6 protein-coding genes and 1 tRNA gene are annotated in these 5,236 nt (G+C 67.7%); 1 reads left to right on the top strand and 6 read right to left on the bottom strand.

Annotated features, from left to right (window positions below; genetic code table 11):
* The 6 genes from VF536_RS26750 to uvrC form a co-directional block, all read right to left on the bottom strand.
* Window positions 1-536 (bottom strand): SurA N-terminal domain-containing protein (locus VF536_RS26750; RefSeq protein WP_331617983.1); only part of this gene is annotated, 536 nt, incomplete at its 3' end.
* Between the two features lie 151 nt (window positions 537-687).
* Window positions 688-763, bottom strand: a tRNA-Val gene (locus VF536_RS26745).
* 8 nt (window positions 764-771) lie between these two features.
* On the bottom strand, window positions 772-1,044 hold the full coding sequence (locus VF536_RS26740) for an HU family DNA-binding protein (protein ID WP_067270581.1): 273 nt from the start codon (window positions 1,042-1,044) through the stop codon (window positions 772-774).
* A gap of 285 nt (window positions 1,045-1,329) precedes the next feature.
* Window positions 1,330-1,896: a CDP-diacylglycerol--glycerol-3-phosphate 3-phosphatidyltransferase gene (pgsA, locus tag VF536_RS26735; RefSeq protein WP_331617985.1), complete on the bottom strand. Its 567-nt coding sequence runs from the start codon at window positions 1,894-1,896 to the stop codon at window positions 1,330-1,332.
* Between the two features lie 62 nt (window positions 1,897-1,958).
* Window positions 1,959-2,546 carry a hypothetical protein gene (locus tag VF536_RS26730; RefSeq protein WP_331617982.1) on the bottom strand — a complete coding sequence of 196 codons (588 nt, stop codon included), beginning with the start codon at window positions 2,544-2,546 and terminating at the stop codon, window positions 1,959-1,961.
* 27 nt (window positions 2,547-2,573) lie between these two features.
* A complete protein-coding gene (gene uvrC, locus VF536_RS26725; protein WP_414710451.1) occupies window positions 2,574-4,709 on the bottom strand; it encodes an excinuclease ABC subunit UvrC in 2,136 nt (711 codons plus the stop codon).
* A 32-nt stretch (window positions 4,710-4,741) separates the two neighbouring features.
* Here uvrC and earP point away from each other — a divergent pair.
* Window positions 4,742-5,236, top strand: a 495-nt coding sequence (earP, locus tag VF536_RS26720; protein WP_331617981.1) for an elongation factor P maturation arginine rhamnosyltransferase EarP, incomplete at its 3' end; no start/stop codon positions are given.

Raw genomic sequence — 5,236 nt, 5'->3', positions numbered from 1 at the left:
AAGGCCAGGCCGGCGCTGGCCTGCGTGGGCAGCGCGCTCTGCGCGATCGGGCCCAGCACGCCGTTGATCTGCAGGCTCTGGCGCACGTTCTGCAGCAGGCCGTCAACCGTCAGGCCCTGCTGCGCGGCGATGCGCTTGGCCGTCTCCACGTCGCGCAGCGGCGCGAGCTGCGGATCCGTGCGGATCAGCTCCAGCAACTGGTCGTTGCTGATGGTGCGATGCTCATCGGCGACGACGGCCGCGAGCACGCGCTCGCGCATCAGGTTCTCGAGCACGTCCTTGCGCACTTCCGGCGAGTCGAAGACCTTGGGGTCCGTCGTCGGCGATTCCATGCGCATGCGCTCGATCTGCGTCTTCTGCGCCTGGTCCCATTCGGACTGCGTGATCTTGTGGCCGTCCACGGAGGCCACCGTCGCGTTGCCGCCGTCCATGAAGCGGCTGTAGCCCTCCACGCCGACCAGCACGAAGGACGGCACGATCAGGATCAGCAGGATGAACTGGAACAGCCGCGTGTGCTTGCGTACGAAATCGAACATCAACAACCTCAGGTCTCTTTAAGACACGTTTTTAGGAGACGTTTTTAGGACACGTTTCAATGGCACGTCACATACGACAAAGGCGAACCGGGGTTCGCCTTTGGGCCGCGGCATTCTAGTCCACGGATGACGTGGACCGGCCTCGGTTTTCTGGTGGGCGCTGACGGGCTCGAACCGCCGACAATCTCCGTGTAAGGGAGGTGCTCTACCAACTGAGCTAAGCGCCCGGAAACTTTCAGTTCACGGCGTCCTTGAGGGCCTTGCCCGGACGGAACTTCGGCACCTTCGCCGACTTGATCTTGATCGCCTCGTTCGTGCGCGGATTGCGGCCGGTGCGGGCCGCTCTCTTCGTGACGCTGAAGGTGCCGAAGCCCACCAGCGACACCGTCCCGTTCTTCTTGAGCGTGGTCTTCACACCGCCGATGACAGCTTCCAGTGCGCGCCCCGCGGCCGCCTTGGAAATGTCCGCCTGCTTGGCGATGTGCTCGATCAATTCGGACTTGTTCACGAAGGTACCCCCTCATTGGTTTGCCAGGCCGCCCGAACGGCGCGGGAAGCGGATTCTAGACGCTTTGACCTGCGGCTCAGACAAGGGGGAAGTCCCGATACAGGGGGGTCGCGCGCCCGTCGCCCAGGGGACAGCGCGCCGCTTGAAACCGCGCATCCGAACGCACACTTCACACGCTGTTTCAACGTTCGCCCGGAACGAGTGACCGAACGAGGTAGTGAGCGAGGAATTGAACGGGTTCGAACGCGGGTTCGAACGCGGTCGAACGCGGGATGGCCCCGCCGGTCAGCGCGCCTTGGCCCGGATCTCCGGCAGCGCCTTCTGCAGGTAGTAGACCATCGACCAGATGGTCAGCACCGCGGCCAGGTAGATCAGCCAGGTGCCCCAGATCCGGGTGTTGATGACCTCGAACACCTTGCCGTCGAACAGCAGGAAGGGGATGGCCACCATCTGGACCGTCGTCTTGAGCTTGCCCAGCACATGCACCGCCACCGAGCGCGAGGCGCCGATCTGCGCCATCCACTCGCGCAGCGCGGAGATCGCGATCTCGCGGCCGACGATGACCAGCGCGACCAGGGCGTCGACGCGCTGCTGCTCCAGCAGCACCAGCAGCGCCGCGCAGACCAGGAACTTGTCGGCCACCGGGTCCAGGAAGGCGCCGAAGGAGGAAGTCTGGTTGAGCTTGCGCGCCAGGTAGCCGTCCGCCCAGTCGGTCAAGGCCACCGTGATGAACAGGACGGTGGCCAGCAGGTTTTGATGGGCGGGCGACATCTGCAGGTGGAACACCCCGACGATCAGCGGGATGGCCACGATGCGGGCCCAGGTCAGCAGGGTTGGCAGCGTCCAGAACATGGGCGGCATTGTGCCCACGTTTCACGGCGCGAAACCGTCGGCGGCTGCTTAATCCTCGAGGCTCAATCGTCAAGCGTCCGCGGCTTGAAGCGCCGGTCGTCGTCGAACAGGAAGACCTCGACGAACTTCCAGGGCTTGGGCAGCCGGCTCACATCGCCGAACGGCGCGGCGCGGCGCACGGCCGCGATGGCGACCTCGATGGTGTCCTCGGCCTGGGTCGGCTTGCGCAGCACGCGGATGTGCTTGATGGAGCCGTCCTGGTTCAATTCGACCTCCAGCACGGGAATGGCCAGCAGCTCGGGCGGCACCTCGCCCATGTAGGTGCCGTCCGGATTGGCGGCGACCATGCGTTGCGCGGCCTGGCGGCGGAGGTCCTCATGCGAGCTGACCGCGTGCGGCGCCGGCAGCGGCAGGCCGCGGCGCACGGCCGGCGAGGTCGGCACCGGACCGCCCGGAGACACGGGCGTGGCAACGGGCGCGCGCGGCGCATCCTGCACTGGAGGACGGTCCGGCTGGCGCTGCGTCGGCGAGCCGCAGGCCGCCAGCGACAGCGCGAGCGCCAGCTTGCCGCCCCAGCGCACCACATTTCCCAAGCCCGGCACCAGGCGCTGCAGCCGGCCTTCCCGGCTCGTTCGATCGATCGTTGTCATCTCTGTTCCCAACAAGCCGCGCGCCATTCAATGCAGCGCGCGATAGATTTCTTCCGCGAGCTCGCGCGAGATGCCCTTGACGCTGCAGAGCTCCTCGACACTCGCACCGGCCACGCCGCGCACGCCGCCGAAGCGCTGCAGCAGCTGCGCCCGCTTCTTCGGACCGACGCCGGGCACGTCCTCCAGCCGCGAGCCGCCAGTGCGGATCGACGCGCGCTTGGCCCGCATGCCGGTGATGGCGAAGCGGTGGGCCTCGTCGCGGATCTGGGCGACCAGCATCAGCGCCGCGGAATCGCGTCCGAGATAGACCTTCTCGCGGCCGTCGGCGAAGACCAACTCTTCAAGGCCGACCTTGCGTCCTTCGCCCTTCTCCACGCCGACGATGAGGCTCAGGTCGACACCCAGTTCCTCGAAGACCTCGCGTGCCATCGACACCTGGCCCTTGCCGCCGTCCACCAGCACCAGGTCCGGCATCCGGCCGGTGCCATTCTGGGCGGCCTCGGCCATCTTGCTGTAACGGCGTGTCAGGACCTGGCGCATCGCGGCGTAGTCGTCACCACCGGTGATGCCTTCGATGTTGAAGCGCCGGTACTGGGCGCTCTGCATCTGGTGGCCCTCGAAGACGACGCAGGACGCCTGCGTCGCTTCACCGGCCGTGTGGCTGATGTCGAAGCACTCGATGCGGAACTTGTCGAGCTCGGTGACGCTGAGGTCCAGCGCGTCGATCAGCGCGCGGGTGCGCGCCTGCTGGGAACCTTCTTCCGACAGCAATCTCGCCAGCGCGATCTCCGCCCCCTTGACGCACATCTCCTGCCAGATGCGGCGCTGACCGCGCGGCTGGGCCTGCGTCGTCACGCGGTAGCCCGCCTGCACGCTCAGCGCTTCGGCCAGCGCCGGGTCGACCGCCTCCGACAGCACCAGCAGCGACGGCACCGCCATCTCCAGGTAGTGCTGGGCGATGAAGGCTTCCAGGACCAGGCGTTCGGCGCTCGGCCGTTCGACGCGGGTGCGGGTGGTATCGCCGCCCTCGCCTTCAACGTCAACTTCAACCGGCGTCAGCTCGTCGTCATCCAGCAACTGGACGGCAGTCGCATCGTCGACGTGCTTGGGGAAGTAGGCACGATCGCCCAGATGCCGTCCGCCCCGCACCATCGCCAGGTTCACGCAGGCGCGTCCGCCCTGCAGCTTCACGGCCAGGATGTCGACGTCGCGATCGCGGCCGGTCGCGCTGTTCTCGTCGACCGCCTGCTGCTGCAGGACCTTCGACAGCGCGGTGATCTGGTTGCGGATGCCCGCCGCCTGCTCGTACTCGAAGCGCTCGGCGTGCGTCATCATCTGCGCCTGCAGCGCGTCCATCACCTCCTGCGTCTCGCCGAGCAGGAAGCGCTCCGCGTTGCTGACATTGCGGCGGTAGTCGTCGTTCTGCCCCTCGGGCACGCAGGGCGCCGTGCAGCGGTGGATCTGGTGCAGCAGGCAGGGCCGGCTGCGGTTGTTGAAGACGGTGTCCTCGCAGGTCCGCAGCTGGAACACTTTCTGGATCAGCTGGATCGATTCCTTCACCGCCCAGGCGCTCGGGAACGGGCCGAAGTAGCGGTGGCGGCGGTCTACCGCGCCGCGGTAGTAGCTGATGCGCGGCCAGGCGTGGCCGGACAGCCGCATGTAGGGGTAGCTCTTGTCGTCGCGGAACAGGATGTTGAACCGCGGATTGAGCGCCTTGATCAGGTTGTTCTCGAGCAGCAGCGCCTCGGCCTCGGTGCGCACCACCGTGGTCTCCAGCCGCGCGATGCGCGCGATCATCATGCCGATACGCGTGCCGCCGTGGTCCTTCTGGAAATAGCTCGAGACGCGCCGCTTGAGGTTCTTCGCCTTGCCGACGTAGAGCACGTGGTCCTGCGCGTCGAAGTAGCGGTAGACGCCGGGCAGCGCCGGCAGCGCCAGCACCTCGGCCAGCAGGCGGTCGCGGCCCTCGCGCGCGGCGCGCTCCATGTCGGCGACGCGGCGCGACTCGGCGGCCTCGATGGCGGCGGACTGGGTGTTCCACTCGTCGGCGGGCGACGCCGCGGAGGGTGCGGCGGCAGGTGCAGCGGGTGCGGCAGCGGCGGTGGCGGACGGATCGGGATTCGGCTCCGGCGCTTCGCTGGCGCCGGCGGGGGTCGTGCTCATGGGGCGCGATTGTGCCGCCGGATAATCGGTCGATGCCCGTCACCCCTGTCGATCCCCCCGCCGATTCCTCGTCCGAGCTGCTGACTCCTGACAGCCCTGAGAGTCGCGACAACCGGACCTGGGACATCTTCTGCCGCGTCATCGACAACTATGGGGATCTCGGCGTCTGCCTGAGGCTGGCGCGCGACCTCGCGCAGCGCGGCGCGCGGGTGCGCTTGTGGAGCGACGACCTGTCGCCGCTCACGTGGATGCAGCCGACACCGGTCGAGGGCATCGCCTGCCTGCCGTGGGCCGACAGCACGCGGGCGGCGCCGGGCGATGTGGTCGTCGAGACCTTCGGCTGCGACCTGCCGGAGACCTTCGTCGCGGCGATGGCCGCGCGCGCGGTGAAGCCGGCGTGGATCAACCTCGAATACCTCAGCGCGGAAAGCTACGTCGAGCGCAGCCACGGCCTCAAGTCGCCGCAGTTCTCCGGGCCGGGCGCCGGTCTGGAGAAGCGCTTCTTCTATCCCGGCTTCAGCGCGCGC

The organism is Roseateles sp. (assembly GCF_036486225.1).
Lineage (GTDB): Bacteria > Pseudomonadota > Gammaproteobacteria > Burkholderiales > Burkholderiaceae_C > Roseateles.
Note: the sequence above shows the minus strand (reverse complement) of the source record. Positions and strands in the feature narration are given on the sequence as shown.

Coding starts and splice junctions, on each gene's coding strand:
- VF536_RS26730 (WP_331617982.1), bottom strand. CDS start 2,546: ATGACAACGATCGATCGAACGAGCCGGGAAGGCCGGCTGCAGCGCCTG.
- pgsA (WP_331617985.1), bottom strand. CDS start 1,896: ATGTTCTGGACGCTGCCAACCCTGCTGACCTGGGCCCGCATCGTGGCC.
- uvrC (WP_414710451.1), bottom strand. CDS start 4,709: ATGAGCACGACCCCCGCCGGCGCCAGCGAAGCGCCGGAGCCGAATCCC.